The sequence below is a fragment of the Mesorhizobium sp. M0761 genome (genome assembly GCF_040320205.1).
Taxonomy (GTDB): Bacteria; Pseudomonadota; Alphaproteobacteria; order Rhizobiales; family Rhizobiaceae; genus Mesorhizobium.
This window is the reverse complement of sequence record NZ_JAMYPF010000022.1, coordinates 20,863-45,674: the sequence shown is the minus strand read 5'-3', so window position 1 is coordinate 45,674 and position 24,812 is coordinate 20,863. Positions and strand designations below refer to the sequence as shown.

Sequence of the window (24,812 nt, the reverse complement as noted above, 5' to 3'; positions counted from 1 at the left end):
GATTGAAGCATGGCCGGTTTTTTCAAGAACATATTTTCGTTCGGCAAGAAGGAAGTCGTCGAGGAGCGCATCGACGAAACCGCTCCCCTGCCGCCGATCAAATGGGATGCGCTTGAGGCGCTGAAGCCGGCGGCCGAGCAGGTCGTTCCGGAGTTCTTGAAGCGCGAGGAGCCCGAGCCGCCGACGCCCCACCCTCCCCTCGATGGGGAGGGTCGCCACGAAGTGGCGGGGAGGGGTGAGAGCGCCGACGCCGACGCCACTCACCCCCACCCCCAAGCTTCGCTTGGGGCCTCCCCCATCGAGGGGGAGGTAAAGCCTGCGCCGCAGTCGGCGCCAGAAGAACCGAAGCCCGAACCCACGCCGACCATCCCGCCCGCGCCGGAACCGGTCGTCCCATCCGAGCCGGAACCGTTGCCGGAGCCCGCGCCGGTAGAAGAACCGCAGCCTGAGCCGGAGATACCCGAGCCGCCTGCACCGGAAGAAGTTCCTGCGCCGCCAGCCGTTCCGGAGCCGGCTCCCGAGCCGCAGCCCCAAGAAGTGCCGCCGGCGCCGGCCGAGCCGGAGATCGAACCATCGCGTCCGGAACCGCAGCTGGAGCCCGCTCCCGTCGAAGTGCCGACGCCTGCCGAGACTCCCGCAGAACCGGCCGCCCCGATCGAAGTGCCGCAACCGTCCGCGCCTCCCGCACAGCCTACCTCAGAGGTCAGCGCCGCCCCTCATCCGCCTGCCGGCACCTTCTCCCCGTATAGCCACGGGGAGAAGGACGAGGCGACCCACCCTCCCCTCGATGGGGAGGGTCGACGCGAAGCGGCGCGGTGGGGTGACAGCGCTGACGCCAGCGCAAATCACCCCCACCCCCAAGCTTCGCTTGGGACCTCCCCCATCGAGGGGGAGGTAAAGCGCACTCCGGTCGAAGCCACACCCGCGCCGGTCGAAGTCCGGGCTGCCACGGCAGGGGTTGCGCCCATGCCTGAACCGGGTTTTCCGCCGACACCACAGCCGACACCGTCAGTCGGCAAAGTCACCGTCACCAAAAAGGTCGAGCAGAAAGCCGAGCCGCAAAAGGCGCCCGAACCGGCGCCGCGACGCTCCTGGTTCCAGCGCATGCGCGACGGGCTTGCCCGCTCCTCGAAAGAACTCACCGGCAACATTGCCGGCGTCTTCACCAAGCGAAAGCTCGATGAAGAGACGCTACAGGACCTCGAAGACGTGCTGATCCGCGCCGATCTCGGCATGGAAACAGCCTTGCGCGTCACCGATGCGCTCGCCGCCAGCCGCTATGGCAAGGATGTCTCCGACGCGGATGTCCGCACCATCATGGCGGCCGAGGTGGAGAAGGTGCTGGCCCATGTCGCCATGCCGCTGGAGCTCGACCTCTCGCACAAGCCCCATGTCATTCTGGTGGTCGGCGTCAACGGCACCGGCAAGACCACGACCATCGGCAAGCTCGCCGCCAAACTGACCGATGGTGGCCTGTCGGTGATGCTGGCCGCCGGCGACACGTTTCGCGCTGCAGCCATCGAGCAGCTGAAGATCTGGGGCGAGAGGACGAAGTCGCCGGTCATCGCCTCGAAGATAGGCGCGGATGCCGCCGGCCTCGCCTACGACGCTTTCGAACGCGCCAAGGAGGCCGGCTCCGACGTGCTGATCATCGACACCGCCGGCCGGCTGCAAAACAAGACCGAACTGATGGCGGAGCTGGAAAAGATCGTGCGCGTGCTGGGCAAGCTCGATCCGGAAGCGCCGCATACCGTGCTGCAGACGGTCGACGCCACCACCGGCCAGAATGCGCTCAATCAGGTCGAGATCTTCCGCAATGTCGCCGGCGTCAACGGCCTGGTGATGACCAAGCTGGACGGCACGGCGCGCGGCGGTATTCTGGTCGCGATCGCGGCAAAGCACAAACTGCCGGTCTACTTCATCGGCGTCGGCGAACAGGTCGACGATCTCGAACCATTCTCGGCCAGCGAATTCGCCAGGGCGATCGCGGGCGTAGCGTAAAAAGCACGATCCCGAAGAGCTGCAGGCTTTTTTGGACAAGATCATGCGTCAGAAGGAAGTCATGAACCCTCCCATCCTCGAACGCGACCCGTCCGACCCGCGAAAGAAGAAAGAAAGCGTCAATCCGCTGCTCAAGCTGGTGCTGGAACTCGGGCCGCTGATGGTGTTCTTCTTCGCCAATGCACGCGGCGCCTGGCTGGTGCAGAAATTTCCTGTCCTGGCCGAATTCGGCGGGCCGATCTTCGTCGCCACCGGCCTGTTCATGGCGGCGACGGCGATCGCGCTGATCGCCTCCTGGCTGCTGCTGCGCACCTTGCCGATCATGCCGATGGTCTCGGGCGTCGTCGTCTTCATCTTCGGCGCGCTGACGCTCTATCTGCAGGACGACGTGTTCATCAAGATGAAGCCGACCATCGTCAACACCCTGTTCGGCGGCGTGCTGCTCGGCGGTCTGTATTTCGGCCGATCGCTGCTCGGCTATGTCTTCGATTCGGCCTTTCGCCTCGATGCCGAAGGCTGGCGCAAGCTGACTTTCCGCTGGGGCCTGTTCTTCCTGTTCCTGGCTCTTGCCAATGAAGTGGTGTGGCGGAATTTTTCCACCGACTTCTGGGTTACCTTCAAGGTCTGGGGCATCATGCCGATCACCCTGTTGTTCACCTTCAGCCAGATGCCGCTGATCCTGCACCATTCGATCGAGGATAAGACCGAGAAGGTGGAAGAAGCCGGCAAGTAGAGCAATTCCAGGAAAAGTGTGAAGCGGTTTTCCGTCCGGAATTGCGTCCGAATAAACGGAGACGGCCATGGAATTCGTTACCACGCGCGATGAACTGAGGGCGATCTACAAAACGCCGCGGCCGACCGACGCATCGATGCGCAAGGAGCTCAAGGCGCTTGACGGCCACTGCCGCTCCTTCATCGGCAAGAGCCCTTTCGTGCTGATCGGTTCTTCCGACGGCGCCGGCAATGCCGACGTGACGCCGAAAGGCGACAGACCGGGCTTTGCCCTTGTCCTCGACGACAGGACCATCGCCATTCCCGACCGGCCCGGCAACAACCGGCTGGACACGCTGGAAAACATCCTGCTCAACCCTTCGGTCGGGCTGCTTTTTCTCATCCCCGGCATGAACGAGACGCTGCGCATCAATGGCGACGCCCGCATAACCGTCGATGCCGGTTTGCGCGAGCGCCTCACCGTCGACGGCAAGCAACCGCAAAGCGTCGTCGTGGTGAGCGTCAAGGCCGCTTACATGCACTGCGCCAAGGCCTTCATGCGCTCCGAATTGTGGAAGCCGGACAGCTGGCACGACCGCGCGACGTTGCCGACGCTCGGTCAGATCCTGTCCGATCAGATGGCGCATGCCGAAACTGCCGACGATTTCGACCGCTCGCTGGACGAAGCCTACAGCAAGACCCTGTGGTAGATTTCGGGTACGATTCGCCATTGCGGTCCTTTGCCGGTTTTCGCTAGCCCTGTTTGCCCTTGATCGAACTCCTCGCCATCTCCGGCAGCCTGCGCGCCGCCTCGACCAATTCGGCGCTGCTGGCGGCGCTGTCCGCGAACGCGCCTTCGGATTGCCGCGTAACTGTCTATGACGGGCTCGGCCTGCTGCCGATCTTCAACCCGGATGACGAAGGCGAGCGCACACCGGCTGAGGCCATGCGGCTGATCGAGGCCGTCACCAGCGCCGACGGCATCATCCTCTCCTGCCCCGAATATGCCCATGGCGTGCCCGGCGGCATGAAAAACGCGCTCGACTGGCTGGTCTCGCGCGACGCCGCAGTCGCCAAGCCCGCCATGCTGGCCCACGCCTCCGCGCGCTCGCTCTACGCCCGCGCCGCGCTGGCCGAGATCATGCGCACCATGTCGTTCGCGCTTTGTGAGAATGCGGTTCTGGAGATTGCCTTGCTCGGCAAGAAACCGCCGGAGATAGAAGCGATCCTAGGAGAGGACGAGAACCTGCGGGCCATGCGCGAAGCGGTGCAGGTTTTCGCGAGTTTTATACGCGCAAACGTTGCCTCGTCATCCTAGGGCGGAGCAAGGAGCGAAGCGACGCGGCGCAGACCCTAGGATGACGAACGAAAGGGTGCGGCGCACCCCAACGTGCCGCAGTGCTACCCCTTCCGCAACGTCTCGACATCGGTCACACCGACATACCAGTCGCGCGCGTTGACCTCTTCGAACACCACCCAGACGTCGTCATTGCTAAGCCCGGTGGCGTCCATGATGGCCGCCGTGACCTTTTTGGCAATGTCGGCCTTCTTGCCAGCGGGATCAGCGGCGATCACTTCCTTGACGATGCGGATGTTGACGAATGGCATGATGTCCTCCCTTGAATTGTGTCTGATACCGCCGCGCCGCGGCTCCGAAATCCGCTCCGGCGAACCGCTTGGCGGTGGTTCCGGCGGCCGCAGCGCAACAGGCGCCGCCGGCAGGCGCAGAAACGCCATCAAGGCCGCCAGAGAAGCGTTTGCAGCAGCCTCAATACGTCTTCGCCCCGTTCACCATCAGCCGCACCATGTAGAGCGACGTGGTGCCGGCGATGTAGAGGCAGTTCAGCTTGTTGCCGCCGAACACGCAATTGGCGGTCACTTCCGGCACCTTGACCTTGCCGATCAGCGTGCCGTCGGGATCGTAGCAATGGATGCCGTCGGCGGCACTGGTCCAGATGCGGCCGGCCTCGTCGAGCCGGAAGCCGTCGAATAGGCCGGCCGTGCAGTCAGCGAACACCTTCCCGCCCGAGACCTTCTTGCCGTGCTTGCCGACGTTGAAGACCCGCATATGCGCGGGGTTCTGCGCGCCATGGGTGCGGCCGGTGTCGACGACATAGAGCTGGCTTTCATCCAGTGAAAAGGCAAGCCCGTTCGGCCGGACCATGTCGGTGATGACGGCCTCGACCTCGCCCGTATCCGGATCGACCCGGTAGACATTGCAAGCGCCGATCTCGCTTTCGGCCTTGTCGCCCTCATAGTCGGTGTCGATGCCGTAGCTCGGATCGGTGAACCAGATCGAGCCGTCGGATTTCACGACCGCGTCATTGGGCGAATTCAGCCGCTTGCCTTTCCATTCGGCCGCGATGGTGGTGACGGAACCGTCATGCTCGGTGCGGCTGACGCGGCGGCCGGAATGCTCGCACGTCACCAGTCGGCCCTGGCGGTCGACGGTGTTGCCGTTGGAATTGCCGGAGGGCTGACGGAAGACGCTGACATTGCCGTCGGTCTCGTCATAGCGCAGCATGCGGTTGTTGGGGATGTCGGACCAGACGACATAGCGGCCGGCGGCGAACCAGGCCGGCCCTTCCGCCCACTGACATCCGGTAAACAGCTTTTCCACCTGGGCGTTGCCGTTGAACAGCCGCGCGAAACGTGGATCGAGAATTTCGTAATAGTCTGCGGTCGCCATGCATTTCCTCCGGGCATCACGTGACCCGCGGATCAAGCCAGCCTGCGGGCGCGATGGCAAGGTGGCGCAGGCGCAATTGTAAGACAAAAGGTGCCCGGCCGGCATGGCCCGCCAGCCTGCCCGGCCGTTTATGGTGCTGTTAGCGCTGTATTAACCTGCTATGCGCCCTGCGCAATGGTGCATTGCAACATCTTCTTTTTGCATCGCACCATTCCTATGTCATGTTGCGAACGACCAAGGGAGGAACAAATTCACCGCTGATATGCGGTACGAAAGGACCCTTGCTATGGCTTTTGACAACCTCTTCTCCCGCGCGCGCACCTCGATGGCCAAGCGCCGCCACTACAACCGCCTCGTCGCGGAAATCGAAAACCTGACGAGCCGCGATCTGGCCGACCTGCGCGCCGACCGCTCGGAAATGCTCTACCAGGTCCACAGGCAGATCTACGGCTGAGCATTTCAGACGTCAGCAGGGCACCGCCCCTCACCCGGATTGCCAAACCGAATTGCATGAGCAATTCGGGCAATCCGACCTCTCCCCTCGGGGAGAGGAGCTAGCCTGTAACGATGCTTCCCTCTTCTCCCTCACGGGGAGGAGGGGGCGCGTAGCGGCCCGATGAGGGGGCATGGCGCCAACGTCAGCCCGGTGCCGCGAGCGCCTTTTCAATCTGCGGCAACAGAACATCCCTCGCCGACTCCCCTGTCAGCGGCCCGACATGCTTGTAGGCAATCTTGCCGTCCTTGCCGATGACGAAGGTTTCCGGCACGCCGTAGACGCCCCAGTCGATGGCCGTGCGGCCGGCCTGGTCGACACCTATCGCCTGGAACGGATTGCCGAGATCACCAAGGAACCGGCGCGCGTTTTGCGCTTGGTCCTTGTAGTTTAGCGCGGCCATGACGAAGCGCTTGTCCTGCGACAGCGCCAGGAGCACCGGATGCTCTTCCCGGCACGGCGCGCACCACGATGCAAAGATGTTGACCAGCGTTACCTTGCCGGCGAAGGCTTTTGAATCCAGCCCGGGCAGGTTTGATCCTTCCAGCGCCGGCAGGTTGGTCTGCGGCGCCGGCAGGCCGATCAGCGCCGACGGCACTGCCGCCTCATCGCGTCCCGACAAAAGCTGCGACAGGAACAATCCGGCGAGGCCGAGAAAAACCAGCAGCGGCATCAGCACGATCAGGCGGCGGCGCGGCGACGCCGGCGTTTCGCTTTCCGTGCTCATGGCTTGCTGGCCCCGGTGCCGGTCCCAGTGCTGGCCCCCATACCGGCTTTGTCCGAGCGACGCCGCACGCCGGCCGCTTCGAGGTCTGCCAGTTCGCGCTTGCGGGTCCGCTGGTCGAGCAGGATCCAGCCGATCAGCCCGGCCAGCACGATCGCCGTGATGCCATAGGCGGCCGCGACATAGAGTGCGTGTGCACTCATGCGCTTCGCTCCCCTTCCACCGTCACTTCGTCGTGCTCGATCATGGCCTTCCCATGGCTTTGCGGCTTTCTTAGCTTTGCGGCTGGGGCTTCGCAATTGATCGTCGCGCCGCAGCGGTCATATCAGTCCGTTCCATGCCGCAGCGCCAGTGCTGCCGCCACCGGACCCAGCACGGCAAGAAACAGCGTCAGCGCGGCAAGAATGAGGAAGGGCTGCAGGAACGGATCAGGATCGGCCACCGCGCCGTAGCTCGCCGACACCCCGAAGATCAGCACCGGGATCGTCAGCGGCAGCACCAGCACCGAGATCAGCAGCCCGCCACGCGGCAGCGCCACCGCCACCGCCGCCCCGACCGCGCCGATGAAAGTGATCGCCGGCGTGCCGACCAGCAGCGTGAGCGCGGTGGCGCCGATGCTGAGCGGCTCCATGTTCATGAACAGGCTCAGCAGAGGTGCCGCAACCACCAGCGGCAGAACGCTGCCCGCCCAATGCGCCAGGCACTTCACCAGCACCGTCAACGCCAGCATGTGGCGGTCATTGCCCAGCACCAGAAGATCGAGCGAACCGTCTTCGCGATCGGCCTGAAACAGCCGGTCGAGGCCGAGCAGGCAGGCGAGCAGAGCGCCGATCCAAAGGATCGCCGGACCGATGCGGGCGAGCAGCTTCAGGTCCGGTCCGACACCGAAGGGGATGGTGACGATGACGGCGAGGAAGAAGATGACGCCGGTGAGCGCTCCGCCGCCGGCGCGGACGGAGAGGCGGATGTCGCGCAGGAAGAGGGCTAGCATTGCCAAGCCGCGCCTGCGGTTTGATCGCCATCTTGCCGAAGGTGGCGTTCCTTCACACCCCCCTCTGTCCTCCCGGACATCTCCCCCGCAAGGGGGGAGATTGGCAGCTCCACTGCTGACGCCTCTTTTTCAATGCCGGTGATTGGCGAAAGCCGGCATGACATCTGATCTCCCCCCCTGCGGGGGAGATGCCCGGCAGGGCAGAGGGGGGTGGGCGGGAATGCCGGCATCACCCTGTTGCTCCCATCCTCAATTCCTTCGCCCCATCCAATCCCAGCGGCAGGTGCGTCGCCGCGACAATAATCCCGCCCTCCGCGCAATGCCTCGTCATCAGCCCCGCAAACCGCGCCTCCGAAGCCTTGTCCAGCCCGGCCGTCGGCTCATCCAGCAGCCACAGCGGCTTATGACTGACCAGCAATTTCGCAATTGCCGCGCGCCGCCTTTGCCCGGTCGACAGATAGCCGAAAGGCAGATGGCCGATGCCGCCGAGACCAACCGTCTCCAGCGCCTCTCCGACACCCAACTGCCCATCGCCGTTGAAATCGCGCCAGAAGCGCAGATCCTCCGCCACGCTGAGCGCCGTCTTCATTGCATTGAGGTGGCCGAGATAGTGGACCGCCGAAGCGATCGTCGGAAACGTCTCGCCGCCGCCCTCGATGCGCACGTCGCCTTGCACCTTCCGCAGCAGCCCGGCGATGACCCTGAGCAGCGTCGATTTGCCCGAACCGTTCGGCCCGGTGACGACCAGCACCTGGCCCTTGTCGAGCGCAAACCCGATGCCGGAAAAGACCGTCTCGCCGCCGCGTTCGCCACCCAGATTTTCGGCAATCAGCCGCATGCCTGCCCGTCCCGAAAACTTTACCGCGCGATAGCTGCCGCATCGCACAAATTTGCTCCGCAACTGTCTAGAACTATTCCAGAAAATTCTCTATATGCGGGACATCCGTGCCAGCGGTCGGCACGGGAACAGAATTTGCGCCGAACCAGCGCACGCGCCGCCTTGAACGGCTCGGGTTGGCTGGGAACGGACAGCGGAAATGGCCGTACCCGCACCTTTGCGCGTGATTGCATGCCCATCGGCGTCCGTTCCCTTTCAGGCTGAACAGACAAGGACGGACCGCACGTGTCAAAATCCCTCGACAGTTTCAATTGCCGCCGCACCCTCACCGTGGGTGGCGCGGACTATGTCTATTACAATCTGGTCGAGGCCGAGAGGAACGGCCTCACCGGCATTGCCCAGCTGCCTTATTCGATGAAGGTGCTGCTGGAAAACCTTTTGCGCAATGAAGACGGCCGCTCCGTCACCAAGGACTCTATCCAGGCTGTTGCCGGCTGGCTGACCGACAAGGGCACCGCCGGCGTCGAGATCGCCTATCGCCCGGCGCGTGTCCTGATGCAGGATTTCACCGGCGTCCCGGCGGTGGTCGACCTTGCCGCCATGCGCGACGGCCTCAAGGCGCTCGGCGGCGATCCGCAGAAGATCAATCCGCTGGTGCCGGTCGACCTCGTCATCGACCACTCCGTCATCGTCGACGAATTCGGCACGCCACTGGCCTTTGCCAGGAATGTCGAGCTCGAATATGAGCGCAACGAAGAGCGCTATAAATTCCTGAAATGGGGCCAGCAGGCGTTCCGCAATTTTCGCGTCGTGCCGCCCGGCACCGGCATCTGCCATCAGGTCAACCTCGAATATCTCGGTCAGGTCGTCTGGACCAACACGGAAGACGGCGAAACGACCGCCTATCCCGACACCTGCGTCGGCACCGATTCGCACACCACTATGATCAACGGCCTTGGCGTGCTCGGCTGGGGCGTCGGCGGTATCGAGGCCGAGGCGGCGATGCTCGGCCAGCCGGTTTCCATGCTGTTGCCCGAAGTCATCGGCTTCCGCCTTACCGGCAAGCTCAGGGAGGGCATCACCGCCACCGACCTGGTGCTGACCGTCACCCAGATGCTGCGCAAGAAGGGCGTCGTCGGCAAGTTCGTCGAGTTCTTCGGCCCGGGCCTGTCCAACATGACGCTGGCCGACCGCGCCACCATCGGCAACATGGCGCCCGAATATGGCGCCACCTGCGGCTTCTTCCCGGTCGACGGCGAGACCATCCGCTATCTCACAATGTCGGGCCGCGAGGAAAGCCGCATCGCCCTGGTCGAGGCCTATTCCAAGGCGCAAGGCATGTGGCGTGACGCCGGCTCGGCCGACCCTGTCTTCACTGACCTGCTCGAACTCGAGCTCGACAGCGTCGTGCCGTCGATGGCAGGTCCCAAGCGCCCCGAAGGCCGCGTTCCGCTCGAAGGCATTCCGGCCGGCTTCGCAAAGGCGATGGAGACCGAGTACAAGAAGGCTGCCGAAATCCACAAGCGCTATGCCGTCGAAGGCACCGAGCATGATCTCGGCCATGGCGATGTCGTCATTGCCGCCATCACGTCCTGCACCAACACCTCCAACCCGAGCGTGCTGATCGGCGCCGGCCTCTTGGCGCGCAACGCCAACCGGCTCGGCCTCAAGCAGAAGCCGTGGGTGAAGACCTCGCTGGCGCCGGGCAGCCAGGTGGTCGCCGAATATCTGGAAAAGTCCGGCCTGCAGAAGGAGCTCGACCAGATCGGCTTCAACCTGGTTGGTTTCGGCTGCACCACCTGCATCGGCAATTCCGGCCCGCTGCCGGCGCCGATCTCCAAGACCATCAACGATAAGGGCCTGATCGCCGCCGCGGTGCTCTCCGGCAACCGCAACTTCGAAGGCCGTGTTTCACCTGACGTGCAGGCGAACTATCTGGCGTCGCCGCCGCTGGTGGTAGCCCATGCTTTGGCCGGCACCGTCACCAAGGACCTGACCACCGAGCCACTCGGCGAAGGCCGCGACGGCAAGCCGGTCTATCTCAGGGATATCTGGCCGAGTTCGGCCGAGATCCAGGAGTTCATCGAGAAGAACGTCACACGTGAGCTGTTCGCCCGCAAATATGCCGACGTCTTCAAGGGCGACGAATACTGGCAGAACGTCAAGGCGCCGGAAGGCCAGACCTATGCCTGGGACGACAACTCGACCTATGTGCAGAACCCGCCCTATTTCGCCGGCATGACCTCCGGTTTCGGCAAGATCGGCGACATCAAGGGCGCGCGCGTGCTCGGCCTGTTCGGCGACAAGATCACCACCGATCACATCTCACCGGCGGGTTCGATCAAGGCCGCTTCCCCGGCCGGCAAATACCTCACCGACCATGGCGTCGGCGTTGCCGACTTCAACCAGTACGGCACAAGGCGCGGCAACCATGAGGTGATGATGCGCGGCACCTTCGCCAACATCCGCATCCGCAACCACATGCTGGGCGAGAACGGCCGCGAGGGCGGCTACACCATCCACTACCCGTCGAAGGAAGAGGAATCGATCTACGACGCGGCGATGAGATACAAAAAGGAAGGCGTGCCGCTGGTCATCTTCGCCGGCGTCGAATACGGCAACGGCTCCTCGCGCGACTGGGCAGCTAAAGGAACGAATCTCCTCGGTGTCCGTGCCGTCATCGCCCAGTCCTTCGAGCGCATCCATCGCTCCAACCTGGTCGGCATGGGCGTCATCCCCTTCGTCTTCGAGGAAGGCACCTCATGGGCCTCGCTCAACCTCAAGGGTGACGAGCTGGTCGAGATCGACGGCATAAGCACCATCAAGCCACGCCAGACGATGATCGCCAAGGTGACCTATGGCGACGGCACCGTGAAGAACGTGCCGATCATCTGCCGCATCGATACGCTGGACGAACTCGACTACTTCAAGAATGGCGGCATTTTGCAATACGTGCTGCGCGATCTGGCCGCGTAGCGGCCAGGGCTTAGGCAGTAGGGATTGGGCGGTAGCGGGGAACGACATCCCCTACTCGCTACTCCCTACTCCCTACTCCCAGTCTTTCCAAAGCATTGCCCGACCCGATCGAAGCCCCGCCCTGTACGACAGGAGTAAAAACCGGCTGGGCTCAGCAAGATCTGCCCCACGCTCCTGATGCCATGCTCCCGATCGAACCGGGCGGTGAAGTGCTCCCCCTGTGATGCCATACCCATGGTTGCGGCAGCAAAAATTTCACCGCAACGTGACTTCCCGTTGACTGTCGCTTCTGCCACAAATCTGGGCAACCAGAACAAGGCCGGCGTCACCGGCGGGAATCGGAACGATCATGGCACCTCGACAACCTCTGCGGCTTGCGGCTTTTGCGCTGGCCTTCTCGGCGCTTGCCGGGACCGGGTTCGCCGAGGAATCGGGAACGACCCAGACCGACAAACCGCAGATTGACAGGCCCTTGGGCGTGGTCGAGCTGTTCACCAGCCAGGGCTGCAATTCCTGCCCGCCGGCGGACGCTTTCTTTGCCGAGCTGGCGGCCAAGGACAACGTCGTCGCGCTCGCCTACCACGTCAATTACTGGGACTATCTCGGCTGGCAGGACACGCTGAGCAGCAAGGACAATACCGACCGGCAATATGACTATATGCGCGCCTTCGGCACCCGCTCCGTCTACACGCCGCAAGCCGTCATCAATGGTCGCAGCCATGTCAACGGCGCCAGCCGCAAGGAGGTCGACGGCGCGCTTGCCCGCATGGAGAAATCCGGTGAAGGCATGCGGGTCAGCGTCAAGGTCAGCCGCACCAGCGATCGCGTCATGATCGATGCCGGCGACGCCGGTAGCGGCCCGAGCGACGCCCATGTCGTCATCGTCTATTTCGAACCACCGCAGACGGTGACCATCGCCAAGGGCGAGAACACCGGCCGCAGCATGACCTACTGGAACGCCGTCACCGGCATCCAGACCGCCGGCATGTGGCACGGCAAGGCGCAGCGCTACGAATTGCCGATGACCGAGATCGCCAAGAAAGGCGGCTGCGCCGTGCTGCTGCAATCGGTTGGCAAGGACGGCCTGCCGGGGCCTATTCTGGGCGCGGCGTTTATTCACAAGCCTTAAGAGGCTGGTCCATACCTTTTGATATCGGCGGGACAGCACCCCCCTCTGGCCTGCCGGCCATCTCCCCCGCAAGGAGGGAGATTGGCAGCTTCGCCACATCCGCCATCCTGTCCCACGTTTGAGATTGGCGAAAGCAAACGCGAAATCTGATCTCCACCCTTGCGGGGAGATGTCCGGCAGGACAGAGGGGGGTGTGAAGGATCACGACGACAAGTGTCTGGCGCCGCCCAACAAAAAAACCGACGTCAGCTTGCTTCTGACGTCGGTCATTTAGGCTTTGGGATCGTCGCACCCGGTCTCTCCCTGAGGAAAGTCCGAGGTTGGTTCGATCCGACGCAGACCCGTGGGCGGGGGGCTTGGGGTTTACGAGCCGGTGCCGGACCGAACCGTCTCAGGCAACGCCGGTAAATTCGTCGGACATTGGGGCATGAGCGCGGATAAAAAAGGGCGGAAATGTGGCGAGGCATCACCAATTCAAACACCGCGTTTTATAAAAGTGACTGGACGTTGCGAAAACAGCGCGGTCCCGGGATGGTTAGCCGGGCCTTGCAATTCCACGGCGAACACGCCAACTTCTGCAAGCGAGATTCATTTTCAAAGGGATCGCGGGATGACCGATCGCAGCGGTGGGACGGAGGATGGGGACGCATCCGCAATATTGATCCCGCTGCACGAGGCGCGACGCGAACGCCTCGACCAGCCGGTCCGTTTCGACCGGCGTGAACTCGATGAGATCCTGAGGCTGTACGGACGCATGGTCGCCGCCAACGAATGGCGCGACTATGCCATCGATCATCTGTCTGATCGGGCTGTGTTTTCAGTCTTCCGCCGGGCCAGCGAAGTGCCGCTGTTCCAGATCGTCAAGGATCCGAAACTGGCGCGCCGGCAAGGCGCCTTCGCCGTCATCGCCGCCGGCGGCCGAATCCTCAAGCGCGGCCAGGAACTCGGTCGCGTGCTCAACGTCTTCGATGCTAAGCTGAAGATTGTCCAGGCCTAATTGAGAATTGGGGAATTGAAGAACTGAAGAATTGAAGAATTGAAAAAAGAGGATGTAACGGTCGAAGTACCGCCGGGTTTGTTCTCAGCTATTCGGATCCTCAATTCTTCAGTTCTCTTCAGTTCTCCTCAATTCCCCTCCTCAGGCTCTCACGAAACTTCCGCTCCGGCAGCGAATGCGGATCGGGCGGAACCGTTACGCCGCCATTCAGCGACAGCTGCATGAACACCGTGTCAAGCCAGCGCCCATGCTTGTAGCCCGAGCCTTCCAGGCGACCGGAATGGCGAAAGCCGAGCTTTTCATGCAGCCGCACCGAGGCGCTGTCTGCATGGCCGTCGCCGATCACCGCGACGATCTGGCGAAAGCCCGCCATACGGCAGGCTTCAATCAGCGCCTGCATCAGCAGCAGCCCGACGCCCTGGCCCTTCGCATCAGGCGCGACATAGACGGAATCCTCTACGATGAAGCGGTAGGCCGGGCGCGGCCGGAACGCGCCGGCATAGGCGTAGCCGAGCAGCGCGCCATCTCGTTCCGCCACCAGATAGGGAAATCCCCCCGCCATCAGGCTGTCGAAGCGCCCACCCATCTCAGTGCGGCTGGGCGGCTCCAGCTCATAGCTCGCGGTGCCATGCGTCACGGCATCGCCGTAGATCTCGGTGATTCGGCCGAGGTCGCCTTCCAAGGCCGCGCGGATGGAAATAGTGCTCATGATTTATGCAGACGATTCATCTGCCTCCATGACAGCAAAGGCCGGCACAAAAGAAAAGGGCGGCCGTTGGCCGCCCTCTTGATATCAGCTGGTCCAGTGGCCTGATGGGAAGACCGCCTAGCGGCGATCGCCCATGAACTGCAGCAGGAACATGAACAGGTTGATGAAGTCGAGATATAGCCTCAACGCGCCCATGATCGCCTTGCGGCCGGCAACGTCGGCCTGATCGCCTTCGTAGTACATTTCCTTGATGGTCTGCGTGTCATAGGCGGTGAGCCCGGCGAAGATCAGCACGCCGATCGCCGAGATGGCGAAGCCGAGCGCCGACGACTGCAGGAAAATGTTGATCAGCATGGCGATCACCAGGCCGACCACGCCCATGACCAGGAACGAGCCGAAGGCCGAAAGGTCGCGCTTGGTCGTGTAGCCGTAGAGCGACAGCGCGCCGAAGGCGGCCGCCGTGGCGAAGAAGGTCTGGGTGATCGACGCGCCGGTGTAGACCAGGAAGATGGTCGACAGCGACAGGCCGACCAGGCCCGAATAGACCCAGAAGGTGGTTTGCGCCGCGGCCACGCTCATCGACTGGATCCTGAACGACAGGAAGAAGACGGCGGCGAGCGGAGCCAGGATGACCACCCAGCGGAAGGCGCTGGCATAGATCAGCGTGCCGAAAGCGGTCAGCTGTCCGTCGCCGGTGACGGCGAGCTGGAAAGCGCCCCAGGCGGCGACGCCGGTGATGAGGAGGCCAAGCCCCATCAAATTGTAGACCTTGAGCATGTAAGTGCGCAGGCCTTGGTCAATGTCGGCGCGCGCGCCCGGCACGGCCGAAGTCTGGTAGTTGCGAATGGGCTCAGCCATTGGAATCCTCTGTTGCTTCTGCCCCGTACGGTGTCAGGCCCTTTCGGACCTGGGCGCCGCTGGCGGGGCTCCAGCATGCCTGTGGCGAAATATGATGGTTCTTGACGTCAAGAACAAGACCGTAACGGGCTGCAACGCTTGGTGAATCTCCGGAAGCCGGTTTTCTTGGGCTTCCATGACTGCACATTACCAAGATTTAATCGGAAACGGCAGATTCGGCCAACCTTGCCGTTTGGGGCCTAGAGGTCGCGCAGCACCGGCGCCGCCTTGTGCCCGAGCACCCGCCAGGTGCCGGCAAGGCCGATGCCGACCGTGATCACCAGCGCAAACACCAAGGTCGCCACTGCCACCTCCGGCATGAAATGCGACGGCAACGTCATGATGCGGGCAACGATGTACCAGGCGGCGATGCCGCCGGCAGCCAACGCAAACACCGCGGTGGCCAGGCCGATCAGCATGTATTCCAGCGAAAACGCCGCGATCAGCGTGCGCCTCGTGGCGCCCAGCGTCTTCAGCACCACGGCATCGTGGATGCGGGCGCGATTTCCCGCGGCGAGCGCGCCGGCCAGCACCAGCACCGAAGCGATAAGCGCCACGCCGGCCGCGGCCCGGATCGCCGTGCCGAGCTGGCCGACCAGCCGATTGATGACATCGAGCGCGTCCTTGACCCGAACTGTCGTCACCGCCGGGAAGGCGCGGGTGACGGCGTTGAGCAGGCGGGCATCCTCTGCTGCCGTGGCATCCTTTTCGGTCAGCGTCGCCAGCCAGCCATGGGGCGCGCCTGCAAAAGTGTTGGGCGAGAACACCATGACGAAGTTGATGCCCATCGTCTCCCATTGCACCTCTCGGAAATTGGCGATCCTGGCCGTCACATTGCGTCCGAGCACATTGACGGTGACGGTATCGCCGAGCTTCAGGCCGAGCGCCTTGCCTTCATCGTTGGAGAACGAGACCAGCGGTTCGCCGCTGTAGTTCTCCGGCCACCAGCTGCCCTCGGTCAATGTCGCATTGGCCGGTTGTTTGGCGTCGTAGGTCAGGCCGCGATCGCCGCGCAGCACCCATGCGCCTTCCGATGGCACATTGGCCTTGTCGACACTAACGCCGTTCAGCGCCATCACCCGGCCGCGCAGCATCGGCACCTTGACCAGCGTTCCCTTCGGCGCCTCTTTGCCGATCAGTGTCGAGAAGGCATCGACCTCGCTATTCTGGATGTCGACGAAGAAGAAATTCGGCGCCCGTTCCGGCAGACTGCCGGAGATCTGCTGCCTGAGATTGCCGTCGATCAGCGCCAGCGTCACCAAAAGCGTTAGCCCGAGGCCCAGCGACAGCACGACGGACGGCGTCAGCGCGCCGGGACGGTGGATGTTGCCGATGGCGAGCCTGAGCGCGACCGAGCGCGCACGCGGGCTTTTGCGCGCCACCCACTGCACCAGCGCACCGACCAGGCGCAACACCAGAAAGGCAAAGACCGTCGCGCCGACGAAGATCAAGGCGATGCGCCGGTCGCCGGAAAACAGGATGGCGAGCGCCGCCAAAGCGAGCGCGATGCCGACCGCCGTGGCAAGATAGGGCAGGCGTGGAAAGCCGCGGCCCTCAAAACCCATTTCGCGAAACAGCGCGGTCGCCGGCACATCGCGGGCGCGGCCGAGCGGCAACAGCGCGAAGGCAAGCGTCACCAGCAGCCCGAACAGCGCGGCAAGAGCCAGCACACCGGGATAGAAGCCGCCTTTAGCCGGCACCGGAATGACCGACTGGAGCGCAGCGCTGGCAGCAAACGGCATGGCGGCGCCGAGGATGAGGCCAAGCGCGATGCCGAGGCCGGCGATCATCAGGATCTGCACGAGATAGACGGTGAAGACGAAGCCGCCCGAGGCGCCAAGGCTCTTGAAGGTGGCGATGACGCCGCGCTTGCCGTCGATATAGGCGCGCACCGCATTGGCAACGCCGACGCCACCGACGACCAGCGCCGTCAGCCCGACCAGCGTCAGGAATTGCGAGAAGCGCTCGATGTTGGAGGACAGCGCCGGCGCGGCGTTCGAGCGGGTGCGGATCGACCAGCCGGCTTCGGGGAAATCGCTCGCCGCCCGATCCTGGATGGCCTTGAGATCGGCCTCGCTGGCGCCGGCCGGCAGCCGAACCTTGTAGGCATTCTCGACCAGGCTGCCTGGCTGGATCAGACCAGAGGCGGCGAGCCCTTGCATCGAAACCATCAGCCGCGGCGCGAAGCCGAAACCGTCCGACACCGCATCCGGTTCGCTCACCAGCCTGGCCCGCAATTCGAATGTCGCGCTGCCGACCTTCAGCCGGTCACCGATCTCCACATTCAGCCGGTCGAACAACAGGTCGGGCGCGGCGGCGCCAAAGACGCCTGATTTCTCGCCGAACAAATCCTCTCTGCCAAGCTGCGGCGCGGTCTCGAGCGCGCCATAGAGCGGATAGGCGTCGTCGACGGCCTTGGCCTCAACCAACGCCTGGTCGGAGCCGTCATCCAGCCGCGCCATCGAGCGCATATTGGCGCTGTGCGACACAGTGCCGAGGCGGTCGAGGAAGGTGCTTTCGGCTGGCGTCGCATCGCGCTGGTTGAGCTGGAAGCGCAAGTCGCCGCCAAGCAGCGTCTGGCCCTGGTCTGCAACGCCTGCGGTGATCGCCTGCGCCACCGAATTGACCCCGCCGATTGCAGCGACGCCGAGCGCAATGCAGGCAAGGAAGATCAGGAAACCCGACAACCCGCCGCGCATCTCGCGCAGCGAGAAGCGGAACGCGAGCTTCAGCGTCTGCGACAGTGGCATCAGGCCGGCACCTTGACCTGCGCTACCGGCGCATCCTCGATGCGGCCCGAGCGCATCGACACCTGGCGCGAGCAGCGCGCCGCAAGGGCCGGATCGTGCGTGACCAGCACCAAGGTCATGCCGCGCTCGGCCGCCTTGGCGAACAAAAGGTCGGCAACCTGCCGCCCCGTCGCCTGGTCGAGATTGCCGGTCGGCTCGTCGGCGATGAGAATGCGCGGCGACGGCGCCAGCGCGCGGGCGATCGCCACGCGCTGCTGTTCGCCGCCGGACAGCTCGCCCGGATAGTGGGTGACGCGGTCGCTCAAGCCCACCGCTGCCAGCTCGCGCGCCGCGACACCGAACGGATCGGCATGGCCGGCCAGTTCCAGCGGCACCGCGACATTTTCGAGCGCCGTCATGTTGGGAATGAGATGGAACGACTGGAAGACGATGCCGATGTTTCGGCCCCGAAACGATGCGACCTCGTCCTCGCTTTTGCCGTTCAGCAATTCGCCGGCGATCCGCACCGTCCCCGAATCGACCTGCTCCAGCCCGGCCAGCACCATCAGCAAGGTCGACTTGCCGGACCCCGAAGGGCCGACGATGCCGGTCGCCTCGCCGCGCGTCACGTCCAGGCTGACGCGTTTCAGCACATGCACTGAGGAAGCGCCTTGGCCAAGGGTCAGGGATACGTCTTTCAGCTCGATGACGGCTTCTGTCACAATTAAAGCGTCCTATATCAGGATGAAGGCTCTGCTTGCCGGAAGCCGTCGCCGGAAGAATTCCTCGGGTATATGGGGGCTGCCACATGTCTTTCAAACGCTTGAATGCCGCAGGGCTCGTCCTTTTCGTCACCCTTTGCGGCGCCATTTCGTCTGTGCGCGCCGAGACGTTCACCATCGTCGGCTTCGGCGACAGCCTGATGGCCGGTTTCGGCCTCGGGCCTGGCGATGGCTTTACCGACAAATTGCAAGCTGCGCTGCGCGCCAAAGGCCATGACGTCACCGTCGCCAACGCCGGCGTTTCAGGCGACACCTCGAGCGGCGGCTTGGCGCGGCTTGACTGGTCGGTGCCGGATGGGACAAGGCTGGTTATCCTCGAACTCGGCGCCAACGACATGCTGCGCGGCGTCTCGCCCAGCATTACGGAAAAGAACCTGGACGACATGCTGGCGAAGCTGAAAGCGCGCAAGATCGCGGTGCTTTTGGCCGGCATGCGCGCCGCTCCCAATCTCGGCGCCGACTACCAGAACGCCTTCGATGCGATCTACCCAAAGCTGGCCGCGAAATACGATGTGCCGCTCTATCCGTTTTTTCTCGATGGCGTCGCCGGGCAGTCCGGCCTGCAGTTGGAGGATGGCCTGCATCCCAATCCGAAGGGCGTCGCAGCGATGGTCGAGCGCATCATGCCCGCCGTGGAGAAGGCGATTGCGGCAGTTGAGGGTGGCGGTTGAACGCCGGCCTGACGAGAATAACGCGGCGTTCGCCTCGCGCGAACTTTGAAACAAAAGACCGGGCTGCCGATGACCCGAGTCATCCATGCTGCGCTCGAAGAGCATATGCAGCATCTGGGTAATGCAAGCGCCGAGGCGGCACGGCAATAGTGCTTATTCATCGCTTGGAGGCGCCTGTTCGTAAAAATGCCTGCAACCAACAAACCACTTGCCCCGTTTGACTATCGATGATTCGCTAGGGGCACAGTTCGATTCGAGGAAGGGAGGCTCACCATGCCGCGTCTTTTCACCGCCCTCGAAATACCCCGTGACGCCGCTCTTTCGCTGTCCCTGCTCAGGGGCGGCCTGCCCGGAGCCCGCTGGATCGATGTCGAAAACTACCATCTGACGCTGCGCTTCATCGGCGACGTTGAAGGCCATATCGCCGACGAAATCGCCAACGCGCTCGACCGGGTGCACCGCCCATCCTTCTCGCTCACCCTGTCCGGAGTTGGCGCTTTCGGCCAGAAGAAGCCGCACGCCGTCTGGGCCGGCGTCTTCGCCTCGCCCGACCTTTCGGCGCTGCAGAGCGAAATCGACCGCATCTGCCAGCGGCTCGGCCTGCCCGCCGACCCGCGCAAGTTCACCCCGCATGTTACGCTGGCACGCTTGCGCAATTCGAGCCCGCTCGACGTCGCCCAGTACCTGTCGGCGCGCGGCAATTTTGCGACGCTACCGTTTCGCGTCGGCCGCTTCGTGCTGATGTCGTCGCGCGATTCGGTCGGCGGCGGTCCCTACATTGTCGAGGAGGCGTGGCCGCTCTCCGGCGTCGACGCCCGCGCCACCAATCTCGTCGCCAGCGCCTCCGACGCTTCGCGGATCATGCGGTAGACCGAAGCGAACGCTTCGGCCCCGTCATAATAGGGATCCGGCACGTCGCGGGTTTTGCCCTGCGCAAACTCTGCCAAGAGATGAATACGTTCCCGCGCACCGGCCGGCGCCAACGCCTTGAGGTCGCGGACATTTTGCCGATCCATGCCGAGGATCAGGTCGAAGCGCGAAAAATCCTCCGGCCTGACCTTGCGTGCCCGCTGCCCTGATATGTCGAGGCCGTGGCGGGCCGCAATCGCGATCGAGCGCGGGTCGGGCGCTTCGCCGAGGTTCCAGCCGCCGGTCGCCGCAGAGTCCAGCACAATATCGTCCAGCACCATGTCGCGGCCGCGCTCCGCCAGCACGGCGCGAAACACGCCTTCGGCCAGGGGTGAACGGCAGATGTTGCCGAGGCAGACGAAGAGTATGGAATTTATCGGCTTTACGCTCATTCGATATGCGCCGTTCGTGCATTTGGAAGCCCAAAACGCAAAGGACTTTTGGGCGACTTGCATTATGGTGAGGGTCGATATCTGGGATAGCACGGGAAATCATCATGAAGAGAGAGAAACTCAGCAAGGACGCCATCGCCGCCGCACTGGCCGAACTGCCTGGCTGGTCGCAGGCAGCCGATGGCGCCTCCATCAAGCGCAGCTTTGTCTTCAAGAATTTTTCCGAAGCCTTCACCTTCATGACCCGCGTCGCGCTGGCCGCCGAGAAGATGGACCATCATCCCGACTGGTCGAACGTCTACAAGACTGTCGACGTGACGCTCAACACCCATGATGCCGGCGGTGTCACCGCGCTCGACATCGCGCTGGCCAAGAAGATGAATGGGTATGCAGGCGGCTGAACGCTGGGGCGGCAACGCCAAATCGGCGCCATCCTCTTGCAGTGGACCGGGACTTTCACCACATTTTCCGTGGCGGCCGCGCGCAACGCGTAGCGCGACGGCCGGCAAGGAGAGGATTGATGGCGCAGCAGCCCGGTTTTGATTTCTTCGGCTTCGGCAGCAAGCTCGGCGACGAGAGTGAAGTGCGCGCCAAATTCTGGCGCACGGCCAAGAAGGCCGCCCGGCAGATTCCGTTCATGGAAGAGGTCGTCGCCGGCTATTACTGCGCGCTCGACAGGAAGACGCCTTTGCGTGCCAAGGGCATATTGCTGGCAGCGCTTGGCTATTTCGTGCTGCCGGTCGATGTCATCCCCGATTTCGTCTTCGGCCTCGGCTTCACCGACGACATCGCCGTGCTGACCGCCGCGATCACCGCCGTAAGCGCCCATATCACCCCTGCGCACCGCAAGGCCGCCAAGGAGGCGATCGCCGACAAGAGCTGAATCGGCGGTCGCGTTGGCAACTGGGTTCAGAAGAAATCCTCCGCTCAAACAGGACGATAGCGGCTTGGCTTCGGGTTCCGCTGCGGCCGTTCAAAAAGTCAAACTCTTGCCGCTTTCGTGGCCTCCAAGTCGCCGCAGGGACATTGCGAAAGCCGTTTTTTCAAGAAGCGGCGCGGAAATGGCGGTGGTTTCCATGGGTGAATGTCCTTTTCCGAGGGAAATTCACCGTTTGGTAACCCAGATTAAATCAAAATGAAGCGACGGGCAGGACGCCAAGCCGGCCTGCCCCGCACCATTTGGAATACGGGAAAAGCGATGCGCGGATTGATTGCACTAGTCTCGAGCCTGGTCCTGGTGGCCTTTGCCGCGCCGGCGCTGGCGCAGCAGGCGACCAAGATCGGCCAGCACAATGCCTGGGGCACCTACAGCTACCAGGCGCAGGGCGGCAAGGTCTGCTATGTGCTCACCGTGCCGACCGACAAGCAGCCGCCGACGCTCGATCACGGCGACATGTTCTTCTTCGTCAGCCAGCGGCCGGGCCAGCAAGTGTCCTACGAGCCGCAATTCATCGCCGGCTACACATTCCAGGAAGGCTCCAAGGCCACCGTCACCATCGACAAGAAGACGTTCTCGATGTTCACCCGCGGCAAGTCGGCCTGGGTCGAGAACGCCGCCGAAGAGCCGGTGCTGATCGCCGCCATGAAGACCGGCACCGACATGAAGGTCTCGGCGAAGTCCGGCCGCGGCAATCCGACGACCTATGTGTTTTCGCTGAAAGGCATCTCGGCCGCGCTGACGTCGATCGCCAAGTGCAAGTAGGCTAGCGCGGTTCCCGCCGCATGACTCTCGCCACAACCTGTGCTATGCGCCGCGCTTCTTTTCGGCACGATGGATGAAATCGGCCGCAATTCGCTTATATTGGCGCTGATATGACCCTTTCCTTCGATCTCACCACTGAGGGCGCACGCGACGCGTTGCGCGCTCGCGCCACGCCCGAGAAGCCGTCGCTGATCGGCCTGACCCGGGCCGAGCTCGGTGAAGCCATTGTCAGTGCCGGCATCGTGCCCGAGCGCCAGGCGAAAATGCGCGCCCAGCAGCTCTGGCACTGGATGTATGTGCGCGGCGTCTCCGATTTTGCCGGCATGTTCAACATCTCCAAGGATCTGCGCGCCGAACTCGACAAGCATTTTACCGTCGCCCGGCCCGAAATCGTCGAGGAGCAGATTTCCTCCGACGGCACGCGCAAGTGGCTGTTCCGCTTTCCGCCGCGCGGCGCCGGCCGTCCGGTCGAGATCGAGACCGTCTACATCCCCGAAGAAGGCCGCGGCACGCTCTGCATCTCCTCGCAGGTCGGCTGCACGCTGACCTGTTCGTTCTGCCACACCGGCACACAGAAGCTGGTGCGCAATTTGACGGCGGAAGAGATCCTGGCGCAATTGCTCACCGCCCGCGACCGGCTCGGCGATTTCCCCGACCGCGACACACCCGACGGCGCCATCGTCCCTGCCGAGGGCAGAAAAGTCTCCAACGTCGTCATGATGGGCATGGGCGAGCCGCTCTACAATTTCGAGGCGGTGAAGAAGGCGCTGCTGATTGCCTCCGACGGCGACGGACTGTCGCTGTCGAAGCGCCGCATTACGCTCTCGACCTCCGGCGTGGTGCCCGAGATCTTCCGCACCGGCGAGGAGATAGGGGTCATGCTGGCGATCTCGCTGCACGCCACCAATGACGATCTGCGCGACCTGCTTGTGCCGATCAACAAGAAGTATCCGCTGAAGGAACTGATCGAGGCCTGCCGCGCCTATCCCGGCCTGTCCAACGCCAAGCGCATCACCTTCGAATATGTGATGCTGAAGGACGTCAACGATTCCATCGAGGACGCCAAGGGGCTGATCAAGCTGCTCAAAGGCATTCCAGCCAAGATCAATCTGATCCCGTTCAACCCGTGGCCGGGCACCAACTACCAGTGCTCGGACTGGGAGACGATCGAGAAATTTGCCGACTACATCAACAATGCCGGCTATGCCTCGCCGATCCGCACGCCGCGCGGCCGCGACATCCTGGCCGCCTGCGGGCAGCTCAAATCCGACTCCGAACGCATGCGCAAGGTCGACCGCCTGGCGCTGGAAGCCATGATGATTGCGGGGCATGGCGAGGCGTGAGCCGCCTCTTCGCCTATATCCTCCGTTTCGCTGTCATCCTGTTCGGCTATGTCGTCGCCTCATTGGCGGCGAGCGCCTTTCTCAACGTGCTGTTCCTGGCTTCCGTCGGTTATAAGCCGGACGATGCGCACCCGATGATGGCCACGGCGCTCCATTTTTCGATTCCGTTCGTGGCGCTGTTTGTCGCCTATTTCGCTTTCATACCGGCGGTGGTCGCAATCCTGATCTCCGAGGTCCTCAGCCGCCGCGACTGGCTGTTCTATGCACTCGCGGGCGGCGTCGTGGCCGCGGCCTTCCTCGGCTTCGTTCATCAGAACGTGGATTTCGACGTCACCAAACCGCACGCCATCGCCGCGGTGATCGGCTGCGGCACGGTCGGCGGCATCTTCTACTGGCTAAGCGCCGGCCGCTGGGCCGGAAGCTGGTGGCAGGCCGCTACTTCGCCTGAGCGGTCAGGATCTTGAGCGCGAAGGCCGAAAACACCCCGGCAAAGAGGTAGTCGACCACCCGCGTCACCCGCGGGCTGGCCTTCATCGCCGCCGAGAACCTTTCCGCGGCAAACACCATCGGCGCCGTCACCGGGATCGACAGCACGATGAACATGAGGCCGAGGGAGAACAGTTTTCCCGGCGCGTTCGGATCGTGAGCCGAGACGAACTGCGGCAGAAACGTCATGAAGAACAGGATGATCTTCGGGTTGAGCAAATTGACGCCGATTCCGGCGGCCCAGCTGCGGAACAGCGAAATCTGCGGCCCGTTCTTCTTCTGCGGTGAAAACGCCGAGCCCTTGGTCATCGCCTGCCAGGCCAGGAACACCAGATAGGCGGCGCCGAAGACTTTCAGCACCAGGAAGGCCATTGGCGAGGCGACGATCAGCGCCGAGATGCCGACCGCCACCAAAGTTGTGTGGATCAGCGTTCCGAACAGAGCACCCGCCAGCGAGGCAAAGCCGGCGGCGCGGCCCTGGCTCAGCGTGCGCGAGACGAACAGCGTCATATCCGGCCCCGGCGTGATCGCCAGGATCATGGTGGCGATGGCGAACTGGACCAGCGTGGTGGTGTCGGGAATGAAGGACATCGGTGGGCCCCGGCGAATGATCGTCGGTCTATAACGCAGCCTCCCCGCTCAC

At 63.4% G+C, this 24,812-nt stretch carries 27 protein-coding genes; 15 read left to right on the top strand and 12 right to left on the bottom strand.

What is annotated here, in order from left to right; genetic code table 11:
• The first annotated feature begins 9 nt into the window (after positions 1 to 9).
• The 4 genes from ftsY to NKI32_RS27050 all read left to right on the top strand — a co-directional run bounded on the left by ftsY (position 10) and on the right by NKI32_RS27050 (position 4,030).
• Positions 10 to 2,001: a signal recognition particle-docking protein FtsY gene (gene ftsY, locus NKI32_RS27065; RefSeq protein ID WP_023671743.1), complete on the top strand. Its 1,992-nt coding sequence runs from the start codon at positions 10 to 12 to the stop codon at positions 1,999 to 2,001.
• Positions 2,002 to 2,062: 61 nt separating this feature from the next.
• Positions 2,063 to 2,734: a septation protein A gene (locus NKI32_RS27060; RefSeq protein WP_023715760.1), complete on the top strand. Its 672-nt coding sequence runs from the start codon at positions 2,063 to 2,065 to the stop codon at positions 2,732 to 2,734.
• A 67-nt stretch (positions 2,735 to 2,801) separates the two neighbouring features.
• A complete protein-coding gene (locus tag NKI32_RS27055; protein ID WP_023671741.1) occupies positions 2,802 to 3,422 on the top strand; it encodes a pyridoxamine 5'-phosphate oxidase family protein in 621 nt (206 codons plus the stop codon).
• A 59-nt stretch (positions 3,423 to 3,481) separates the two neighbouring features.
• Entirely contained in the window at positions 3,482 to 4,030 is a 549-nt protein-coding gene (locus NKI32_RS27050; RefSeq protein WP_023687681.1) for an NADPH-dependent FMN reductase, read from the top strand.
• Between the two features lie 83 nt (positions 4,031 to 4,113).
• Here the strand turns inward: NKI32_RS27050 and NKI32_RS27045 are convergent, their stop codons facing one another.
• Both NKI32_RS27045 and NKI32_RS27040 read right to left on the bottom strand, forming a co-directional pair.
• A complete protein-coding gene (locus NKI32_RS27045; RefSeq protein WP_023683852.1) occupies positions 4,114 to 4,320 on the bottom strand; it encodes a tautomerase family protein in 207 nt (68 codons plus the stop codon).
• Between the two features lie 160 nt (positions 4,321 to 4,480).
• Positions 4,481 to 5,401 (bottom strand): SMP-30/gluconolactonase/LRE family protein, encoded by a 921-nt coding sequence (locus NKI32_RS27040; RefSeq protein ID WP_023671738.1) that lies wholly within the window; start codon positions 5,399 to 5,401, stop codon positions 4,481 to 4,483.
• Positions 5,402 to 5,687: 286 nt separating this feature from the next.
• Here NKI32_RS27040 and NKI32_RS27035 point away from each other — a divergent pair, with 286 nt between their 5' ends.
• Positions 5,688 to 5,855 carry a hypothetical protein gene (locus NKI32_RS27035; protein ID WP_023671737.1) on the top strand — a complete coding sequence of 56 codons (168 nt, stop codon included), beginning with the start codon at positions 5,688 to 5,690 and terminating at the stop codon, positions 5,853 to 5,855.
• A gap of 184 nt (positions 5,856 to 6,039) precedes the next feature.
• On the opposite strand, the gene NKI32_RS27030 is transcribed toward NKI32_RS27035, so the two are convergent.
• The 4 genes from NKI32_RS27030 to ccmA all read right to left on the bottom strand — a co-directional run bounded on the left by NKI32_RS27030 (position 6,040) and on the right by ccmA (position 8,447).
• Entirely contained in the window at positions 6,040 to 6,621 is a 582-nt protein-coding gene (locus tag NKI32_RS27030) for a DsbE family thiol:disulfide interchange protein (RefSeq protein WP_353004471.1), read from the bottom strand.
• Positions 6,618 to 6,821, bottom strand: a complete 204-nt coding sequence (gene ccmD / locus NKI32_RS27025) for a heme exporter protein CcmD (protein ID WP_353004469.1) — start codon at positions 6,819 to 6,821, stop codon at positions 6,618 to 6,620. The genes NKI32_RS27030 and ccmD overlap by 4 nt, the downstream gene beginning before the upstream one ends.
• Before the next feature lie 122 nt (positions 6,822 to 6,943).
• Positions 6,944 to 7,609 (bottom strand): heme exporter protein CcmB, encoded by a 666-nt coding sequence (gene ccmB / locus NKI32_RS27020; protein WP_352861442.1) that lies wholly within the window; start codon positions 7,607 to 7,609, stop codon positions 6,944 to 6,946.
• 229 nt (positions 7,610 to 7,838) lie between these two features.
• Positions 7,839 to 8,447 carry a heme ABC exporter ATP-binding protein CcmA gene (ccmA, locus tag NKI32_RS27015; RefSeq protein WP_353004467.1) on the bottom strand — a complete coding sequence of 203 codons (609 nt, stop codon included), beginning with the start codon at positions 8,445 to 8,447 and terminating at the stop codon, positions 7,839 to 7,841.
• Positions 8,448 to 8,732: 285 nt separating this feature from the next.
• Between ccmA and acnA the strand changes: the two genes are divergently transcribed.
• The 3 genes from acnA (at position 8,733) to NKI32_RS27000 (ending at position 13,549) form a co-directional block, all read left to right on the top strand.
• Complete coding sequence (gene acnA, locus NKI32_RS27010) at positions 8,733 to 11,423, top strand: aconitate hydratase AcnA (RefSeq protein WP_352512817.1); 2,691 nt, start codon at positions 8,733 to 8,735, stop codon at positions 11,421 to 11,423.
• Positions 11,424 to 11,772: 349 nt separating this feature from the next.
• Positions 11,773 to 12,552 carry a DUF1223 domain-containing protein gene (locus NKI32_RS27005; RefSeq protein WP_023671730.1) on the top strand — a complete coding sequence of 260 codons (780 nt, stop codon included), beginning with the start codon at positions 11,773 to 11,775 and terminating at the stop codon, positions 12,550 to 12,552.
• 610 nt (positions 12,553 to 13,162) lie between these two features.
• Entirely contained in the window at positions 13,163 to 13,549 is a 387-nt protein-coding gene (locus NKI32_RS27000; RefSeq protein ID WP_023683844.1) for a DUF2794 domain-containing protein, read from the top strand.
• Between the two features lie 118 nt (positions 13,550 to 13,667).
• On the opposite strand, the gene NKI32_RS26995 is transcribed toward NKI32_RS27000, so the two are convergent.
• From NKI32_RS26995 to NKI32_RS26980, 4 genes are all read right to left on the bottom strand, one after another.
• Complete coding sequence (locus NKI32_RS26995; protein ID WP_352515361.1) at positions 13,668 to 14,258, bottom strand: GNAT family N-acetyltransferase; 591 nt, start codon at positions 14,256 to 14,258, stop codon at positions 13,668 to 13,670.
• Between the two features lie 117 nt (positions 14,259 to 14,375).
• Positions 14,376 to 15,116: a Bax inhibitor-1/YccA family protein gene (locus tag NKI32_RS26990; protein WP_023671726.1), complete on the bottom strand. Its 741-nt coding sequence runs from the start codon at positions 15,114 to 15,116 to the stop codon at positions 14,376 to 14,378.
• A 239-nt stretch (positions 15,117 to 15,355) separates the two neighbouring features.
• Positions 15,356 to 17,905: an ABC transporter permease gene (locus tag NKI32_RS26985; RefSeq protein WP_353004465.1), complete on the bottom strand. Its 2,550-nt coding sequence runs from the start codon at positions 17,903 to 17,905 to the stop codon at positions 15,356 to 15,358.
• Entirely contained in the window at positions 17,905 to 18,606 is a 702-nt protein-coding gene (locus NKI32_RS26980; RefSeq protein ID WP_023683841.1) for an ABC transporter ATP-binding protein, read from the bottom strand. Before NKI32_RS26980 ends, NKI32_RS26985 begins: the two co-directional genes overlap by 1 nt.
• An 86-nt stretch (positions 18,607 to 18,692) precedes the next feature.
• Between NKI32_RS26980 and NKI32_RS26975 the strand changes: the two genes are divergently transcribed.
• Both NKI32_RS26975 and thpR read left to right on the top strand, forming a co-directional pair.
• Complete coding sequence (locus tag NKI32_RS26975; protein ID WP_023671723.1) at positions 18,693 to 19,337, top strand: arylesterase; 645 nt, start codon at positions 18,693 to 18,695, stop codon at positions 19,335 to 19,337.
• 273 nt (positions 19,338 to 19,610) lie between these two features.
• Complete coding sequence (thpR, locus tag NKI32_RS26970; RefSeq protein WP_023671722.1) at positions 19,611 to 20,207, top strand: RNA 2',3'-cyclic phosphodiesterase; 597 nt, start codon at positions 19,611 to 19,613, stop codon at positions 20,205 to 20,207.
• Here the strand turns inward: thpR and NKI32_RS26965 are convergent.
• A complete protein-coding gene (locus NKI32_RS26965; protein ID WP_023702599.1) occupies positions 20,111 to 20,638 on the bottom strand; it encodes a low molecular weight protein-tyrosine-phosphatase in 528 nt (175 codons plus the stop codon). The genes thpR and NKI32_RS26965 overlap by 97 nt on opposite strands.
• A 104-nt stretch (positions 20,639 to 20,742) precedes the next feature.
• Between NKI32_RS26965 and NKI32_RS26960 the strand changes: the two genes are divergently transcribed.
• From NKI32_RS26960 to NKI32_RS26940, 5 genes are all read left to right on the top strand, one after another.
• Positions 20,743 to 21,039 (top strand): 4a-hydroxytetrahydrobiopterin dehydratase, encoded by a 297-nt coding sequence (locus tag NKI32_RS26960; RefSeq protein WP_023698863.1) that lies wholly within the window; start codon positions 20,743 to 20,745, stop codon positions 21,037 to 21,039.
• Between the two features lie 119 nt (positions 21,040 to 21,158).
• Positions 21,159 to 21,521, top strand: coding sequence for a YkvA family protein (locus NKI32_RS26955; RefSeq protein WP_352461003.1), 363 nt, complete (start codon positions 21,159 to 21,161; stop codon positions 21,519 to 21,521).
• A gap of 315 nt (positions 21,522 to 21,836) precedes the next feature.
• Positions 21,837 to 22,340, top strand: a complete 504-nt coding sequence (locus NKI32_RS26950; RefSeq protein WP_023671718.1) for an invasion associated locus B family protein — start codon at positions 21,837 to 21,839, stop codon at positions 22,338 to 22,340.
• Between the two features lie 110 nt (positions 22,341 to 22,450).
• A complete protein-coding gene (gene rlmN / locus NKI32_RS26945; RefSeq protein WP_353004461.1) occupies positions 22,451 to 23,683 on the top strand; it encodes a dual-specificity RNA methyltransferase RlmN in 1,233 nt (410 codons plus the stop codon).
• Complete coding sequence (locus tag NKI32_RS26940) at positions 23,680 to 24,147, top strand: hypothetical protein (RefSeq protein WP_353004458.1); 468 nt, start codon at positions 23,680 to 23,682, stop codon at positions 24,145 to 24,147. The genes rlmN and NKI32_RS26940 overlap by 4 nt, the downstream gene beginning before the upstream one ends.
• On the opposite strand, the gene NKI32_RS26935 is transcribed toward NKI32_RS26940, so the two are convergent.
• Complete coding sequence (locus NKI32_RS26935) at positions 24,119 to 24,760, bottom strand: LysE family translocator (RefSeq protein WP_353004456.1); 642 nt, start codon at positions 24,758 to 24,760, stop codon at positions 24,119 to 24,121. The genes NKI32_RS26940 and NKI32_RS26935 overlap by 29 nt on opposite strands.
• Between the last annotated feature and the right edge of the window lie 52 nt (positions 24,761 to 24,812).

Excerpts from the sequence above, each read along its gene's own strand:
- NKI32_RS27005 (WP_023671730.1), top strand. The coding sequence starts at position 11,773 with ATGGCACCTCGACAACCTCTGCGGCTTGCGGCTTTTGCGCTGGCCTTC.
- rlmN (WP_353004461.1), top strand. The coding sequence starts at position 22,451 with ATGACCCTTTCCTTCGATCTCACCACTGAGGGCGCACGCGACGCGTTG.
- ccmA (WP_353004467.1), bottom strand. The coding sequence starts at position 8,447 with ATGCGGCTGATTGCCGAAAATCTGGGTGGCGAACGCGGCGGCGAGACG.
- NKI32_RS26995 (WP_352515361.1), bottom strand. The coding sequence starts at position 14,258 with ATGAGCACTATTTCCATCCGCGCGGCCTTGGAAGGCGACCTCGGCCGA.
- NKI32_RS26965 (WP_023702599.1), bottom strand. The coding sequence starts at position 20,638 with ATGAGCGTAAAGCCGATAAATTCCATACTCTTCGTCTGCCTCGGCAAC.
- NKI32_RS26985 (WP_353004465.1), bottom strand. The coding sequence starts at position 17,905 with ATGCCACTGTCGCAGACGCTGAAGCTCGCGTTCCGCTTCTCGCTGCGC.
- thpR (WP_023671722.1), top strand. The coding sequence starts at position 19,611 with ATGCCGCGTCTTTTCACCGCCCTCGAAATACCCCGTGACGCCGCTCTT.
- NKI32_RS27030 (WP_353004471.1), bottom strand. The coding sequence starts at position 6,621 with ATGAGCACGGAAAGCGAAACGCCGGCGTCGCCGCGCCGCCGCCTGATC.
- ftsY (WP_023671743.1), top strand. The coding sequence starts at position 10 with ATGGCCGGTTTTTTCAAGAACATATTTTCGTTCGGCAAGAAGGAAGTC.
- ccmB (WP_352861442.1), bottom strand. The coding sequence starts at position 7,609 with ATGCTAGCCCTCTTCCTGCGCGACATCCGCCTCTCCGTCCGCGCCGGC.
- NKI32_RS27040 (WP_023671738.1), bottom strand. The coding sequence starts at position 5,401 with ATGGCGACCGCAGACTATTACGAAATTCTCGATCCACGTTTCGCGCGG.
- NKI32_RS26950 (WP_023671718.1), top strand. The coding sequence starts at position 21,837 with ATGCGCGGATTGATTGCACTAGTCTCGAGCCTGGTCCTGGTGGCCTTT.
- NKI32_RS27055 (WP_023671741.1), top strand. The coding sequence starts at position 2,802 with ATGGAATTCGTTACCACGCGCGATGAACTGAGGGCGATCTACAAAACG.
- NKI32_RS27060 (WP_023715760.1), top strand. The coding sequence starts at position 2,063 with ATGAACCCTCCCATCCTCGAACGCGACCCGTCCGACCCGCGAAAGAAG.
- NKI32_RS26990 (WP_023671726.1), bottom strand. The coding sequence starts at position 15,116 with ATGGCTGAGCCCATTCGCAACTACCAGACTTCGGCCGTGCCGGGCGCG.
- NKI32_RS27035 (WP_023671737.1), top strand. The coding sequence starts at position 5,688 with ATGGCTTTTGACAACCTCTTCTCCCGCGCGCGCACCTCGATGGCCAAG.
- NKI32_RS26960 (WP_023698863.1), top strand. The coding sequence starts at position 20,743 with ATGAAGAGAGAGAAACTCAGCAAGGACGCCATCGCCGCCGCACTGGCC.
- NKI32_RS27000 (WP_023683844.1), top strand. The coding sequence starts at position 13,163 with ATGACCGATCGCAGCGGTGGGACGGAGGATGGGGACGCATCCGCAATA.
- ccmD (WP_353004469.1), bottom strand. The coding sequence starts at position 6,821 with ATGAGTGCACACGCACTCTATGTCGCGGCCGCCTATGGCATCACGGCG.
- NKI32_RS27045 (WP_023683852.1), bottom strand. The coding sequence starts at position 4,320 with ATGCCATTCGTCAACATCCGCATCGTCAAGGAAGTGATCGCCGCTGAT.
- NKI32_RS26935 (WP_353004456.1), bottom strand. The coding sequence starts at position 24,760 with ATGTCCTTCATTCCCGACACCACCACGCTGGTCCAGTTCGCCATCGCC.
- NKI32_RS26975 (WP_023671723.1), top strand. The coding sequence starts at position 18,693 with ATGTCTTTCAAACGCTTGAATGCCGCAGGGCTCGTCCTTTTCGTCACC.
- NKI32_RS26955 (WP_352461003.1), top strand. The coding sequence starts at position 21,159 with ATGGCGCAGCAGCCCGGTTTTGATTTCTTCGGCTTCGGCAGCAAGCTC.